At 70.0% G+C, this 2,619-nt stretch carries 2 protein-coding genes and 1 pseudogene; 1 reads left to right on the top strand and 2 read right to left on the bottom strand.

Annotated features, from left to right (window positions below; all coding sequences use genetic code 11):
* Nucleotides 1-58: 58 nt before the first annotated feature.
* Nucleotides 59-487 (bottom strand): GNAT family N-acetyltransferase, encoded by a 429-nt coding sequence (locus tag ACFRQN_RS40480; protein WP_380745639.1) that lies wholly within the window; start codon nucleotides 485-487, stop codon nucleotides 59-61.
* Nucleotides 488-859: 372 nt separating this feature from the next.
* Between ACFRQN_RS40480 and hemC the strand changes: the two genes are divergently transcribed.
* A complete protein-coding gene (gene hemC / locus ACFRQN_RS40475; RefSeq protein ID WP_380745638.1) occupies nucleotides 860-1,789 on the top strand; it encodes a hydroxymethylbilane synthase in 930 nt (309 codons plus the stop codon).
* Between the two features lie 50 nt (nucleotides 1,790-1,839).
* Here hemC and ACFRQN_RS40470 read toward each other — a convergent pair.
* Nucleotides 1,840-2,061: pseudogene (locus ACFRQN_RS40470) on the bottom strand (hypothetical protein); the annotation flags it as partial.
* Between the last annotated feature and the right edge of the window lie 558 nt (nucleotides 2,062-2,619).

Here is a 2,619-nt window from a genome sequence, read left to right as displayed (position 1 = left end):
GCGGCAACGGCACCACACCTGCGTAGGAAGTCGGCGGGGCCGAAGTCAACCGTGGCTTTCAGGACTCCGCCGGAACTCGGCGCTCCGGGGCCAGTACCTGCCACCGTCGGACGGCCATGCCTCTCAGCGGCAGCATTCCGAGCTTCTCGTAATACGCGCGCAGCGGCTCGTCGCAGGTCAGGTCCACGGAGTACAGATGTTCCGCCTCGGCGAGGACCCGCCGGACCAACTGCCCGCCGATGCCTTTCCCCTGGTATTCGGGCAAGACCTCCAGCCACGGGATGAAGCCCGTGAGGACCCCGTCGCTGATCATGTTGACGAAGCCCACGACGTGCCCCGTCCCGGCATCCAGGGCAACCACGACCCGGTAACTGCCCTTGAGCACGGCAAGGTGCTGCGCGGCCGTCGGCGGTGCGGGCCAGCCTACGAAGAACCCGGAAAGGTCCTGCTCCGCAAGACCGGAGAGATCGGTGCTGTAGTTGATCACCGGCGCATCCTGCCAGAGCGAAGCACACGCTCTGGAGGGGACCGTCAGCCACGGCTGTCCGCGACCGCGATTTCGGCGGTGCCCCGTACTGGGGCGTGGAGAGCCGGTCTTCGAGAAATCGTCGACAGCCAGGCTGCGTTGGCCCTGATCGCGAGACTCAGCATGACGTGCAACGCGCCGCCCGGATCACCGTCCGGACGGCGCGTCACACAGGGCGGACGTTGCTTGATGCGGCACTGGGCCGACGGCGGCTCGGGTGGTGTACGTCTCCCGTGACTCTTTCCCGTTTTCCGATATAACGTCGGAAAACGGGCGTGTTCGATGCAGGTAGCATTTGCGGCCAACGCCTCGTCTGATGCCTGGAGTTGGCTTATGAGCACACTGGTGGTGGGGTCGCGGGCCAGTCACCTGGCGCGGGCTCAGGTCGGGGAGTTCCTGGCACCACTGCGGGAGCGCTTCCCCGGCGTGGTGTTCCGCCGGCGAGTGATCACGGAGGCTGGTGATCAGGACCGCAGGTCGGCTCTGAGGGACGTCTCGGAGCGCGGCGGCGGCTCGGCGTTCTCGGTGAACCAGGTGAACGCGCTGGTGTCCGGTGAGGTCGACGTGATCGTGCACTCGCTCAAGGACCTGCCGACCGCGAACCCTCCCGGCCTGATCCTCCTGCCCCCACCCACCCGTGCGGACGTGCACGATGCCCTGTGCGGCTCGACGCTGGCGGCCCTTCCGTACGGGGGCAGGATCGGGACGTCGGCGTCGCGCCGGATCGCCCAGCTGCTGCATGTCCGTCCGGACTTGGTGCCGGTGGAGATCCGGGGGAACGTCCCGACCAGGCTCGGCAAGCTCAGGACCCAACAGCTGGACGCTGTCGTCCTGGCGGCCGCCGGGATCAAGCGGCTCGGCCGCGGCGAGGAGATCAGCGAGATCCTGCCGGTCGGGCTGTTTCCGCCGTCTCCCGGGCAGGGTGCGCTGGGCATCCAGATCCGGGAGGACAACGAGTGGGCCCGCGAGGTCCTGGCCGGGGCCGGTGACCTCGTGACCGACGTGGAAGTGCGGGCCGAGCGGGCGATGCTGGCGGAGCTCCACGGCGGATGCTCGGTGCCGGTCGGTGCGTTCGGCAAGGTCGACGGCGACGTCCTGACCCTGCACGGGCAGGTCACCTCTGTGGACGGCGGGCGGCAGGTGGAGGCCCGGCTCTCCGGCCCGGTGAGCGAGCCGGAGAAGCTGGGAGTGCTCGTAGCCGGCCTCCTGCTGGACCAGGGCGCGGAGGGCATCCTGGCGGAGGTCCGGCCCACTGCCGCGTAGGTGACGATCCGGTCCGCTCCGGCCCGCTTGAGCATGGCGAACAGCTCCGCGAGCGGGCGGAAGTCCCGCTGTCCGGTGGCCGGGTCGGGCGGGGCGAGGCGGGTGTACTCGCCGGAGACGGAGAACGGCATCAGCGGGGCTGCCGTCCTGACCCTGAGGCTGGCGAGCACGTCCACCGACAGCATCCCCGGCTCCAGCAGCAGCATGTCCGCCCCCTCGCCGAGGAAGGCGAGTCCGGTGTCGACGGCGGTCTCCGGGCTGCGAGGGCTGATCTGGAACGGGCGGCGGGGGCGGGGCTGGCCCGCATAGTGGTGCGGTAGCCCTCATAGAGGGCGGAGTCGAAGATCAGGTGCGGCATGGTCGCCACGTCCCGGTGACCGGCCTCGTCCAGCGCCTGCCGCACGGCCCGGGTGGTACCCCGGGTCATCGCGGCCATGCCGGGCTCGGTGTCTTGACGGCGCGGACGGCCCGCACCATCAGGCTGTCCGACGCGACGGCACCGGCGGCCCGCTCGTCACGGCGCGGACTGTTGGCGAACACCTTTACCGAGCGGATGCCGACGGCGGTCAAGTCCCGCACGGCCTGCGGGATCTCGGGGACGGTGATGGTCGACAGCCGAATAGCGCTTCACCCCACCACGCAGCGCCGCTACCGCTGCGTAGGAAGTCGGCCGGGTCGACTTCCTGTGCGCGGCGAGGCGACCCGCCGGGCGGGTCCGGTGACCGATCAATGTCGTCGGGCGGGCCCGCCCCCCCCCCCCAGAAGGCGCAGGACGGGCGCGGATACACAAATACGAGCCCCCCAAACCCAACAACCACGACGAAGCAGAC

Source organism: Kitasatospora sp. NPDC056800 (assembly GCF_042789775.1).
Taxonomy (GTDB): Bacteria; Actinomycetota; Actinomycetes; order Streptomycetales; family Streptomycetaceae; genus Kitasatospora.
The sequence above is the reverse complement of the archived record's forward strand: the minus strand, read 5'-3'. Positions and strand labels throughout refer to the sequence as shown.